The following is a 1,281-nucleotide window of genomic DNA, read 5'->3' as shown; positions in this document are numbered from 1 at the left end:
TGAGCTTGATCCGGTTTGACGGACACCGTTGGTGTGGTGGTCAGGCTGCGAGTGCGGCTTCGTAGTCGGCGGGACTGAGGTAACCGAGGCTGCTGTGCAGGCGGTGCAAGTTGTACCAGCTCTCGATGAAATCGAAGATCGCGGTGCGTGCCGCGGCCCGTGTGGGCCAGGTGGTCGTGTCGAGCAGTTCGCGTTTGATGGTGGCGAAGAACGATTCGGCGAGTGCGTTGTCCCAGCACTGCCCGGTGCGGCCGACCGACAGGCGAACCCCGAACCGGTCCGCGAGGGAGGCGAATTGCTGGCTGGTGTACTGGCTTCCGCGGTCTGAGTGGAAGATCACCGGCCGTATCGGGCGACGCTCCCGGCATGCGGCGGTGAGGGCGTCGGCGACCAGGTCGGTGCGCATGTGGTCGGCGGTCGTCCAGCCGACCACGCGGCGTGAGGCGATGTCGATAACGGTGGCCAGGTAGAGCCAGCCCTCTTCGGTCGGGATGTAGGTGATGTCGCCGCACCAGCGGGCATCGAGCCCGGTGGAATCGGGCCGGAAGTCCCGGCCGATGAGATCGGGCCGGGTGGCCGCCCGGGGATCGGGGACGGTGGTCAGGTGTCGTCGTCGGCGGTGCCGGCCTGCCAGTCCGGCCGCACGCATGAGCCGGGCGACCCGGCGGCGGCCGCACGCGGCACCGTCGTGCTGGAGCGCGGCGTGGATGCGTGGGGCACCGTAGGTTCCTCGCGACCTGGTGTGGACGGCGGTGATCTGCTCGGTCAGCTCCGCGTCGCGGACGGCGCGGGGACCGGGGTTTGCAGTGCGGCGGGCGTAGTAGGCAGCTCGGGAGACCTTCAAGAGCTCACAGGCGCGCTTGACGCTGTGGCCTGCGTGTTTCTCCGCCTCGATGAACGGGTGAACCGTCACCGGGTCTCCTTCGCGAAGAAAGCCGTGGCCCGCTTGAGGATATCGACGTCCTCGCGCAGACGTCGGTTCTCCCGCCGCAGCGCGGCCAGTTCCTCGCGCTCGCCGCTGGTCAGGCCCTCACGCTCACCCGCGTCGACCTCGACCTGCTTGACCCAGTCGCGCACCGCGGTCTCGGTCAGATCGAAGTCCTTGGCGACCTGACCCATCGAGCGGTCTCCGCGTCGGCACAGCTCGACGATCTCGGCCTTGAACTCCGGCGTGAACGAGCGGCGAGGGCGTGGCTTCTTCTTCCCCATGCTCTCCATGATGGACATCCTCCCGGGGCTGGGCCCCTGATCTCGAATGTCCGTCAAAGCGGATCAAGCTCA

2 protein-coding genes are annotated in these 1,281 nt (G+C 68.0%); both read right to left on the bottom strand.

The features are described from left to right. Window positions 1-40 precede the first annotated feature (40 nt). On the bottom strand, window positions 41-913 hold the full coding sequence (locus GA0115240_RS21590; protein WP_093738695.1) for an IS3 family transposase: 873 nt from the start codon (window positions 911-913) through the stop codon (window positions 41-43). Further along, window positions 910-1,218: a transposase gene (locus GA0115240_RS21585; RefSeq protein ID WP_107407185.1), complete on the bottom strand. Its 309-nt coding sequence runs from the start codon at window positions 1,216-1,218 to the stop codon at window positions 910-912. The genes GA0115240_RS21590 and GA0115240_RS21585 overlap by 4 nt, the downstream gene beginning before the upstream one ends. Window positions 1,219-1,281 lie beyond the last annotated feature (63 nt).

Origin of the sequence: Streptomyces sp. DvalAA-14 (assembly GCF_900091855.1) — a bacterium.
In the GTDB taxonomy this organism is placed as follows: domain Bacteria; phylum Actinomycetota; class Actinomycetes; order Streptomycetales; family Streptomycetaceae; genus Actinacidiphila.
Note: the sequence above shows the minus strand (reverse complement) of the source record. Positions and strands in the feature narration are given on the sequence as shown.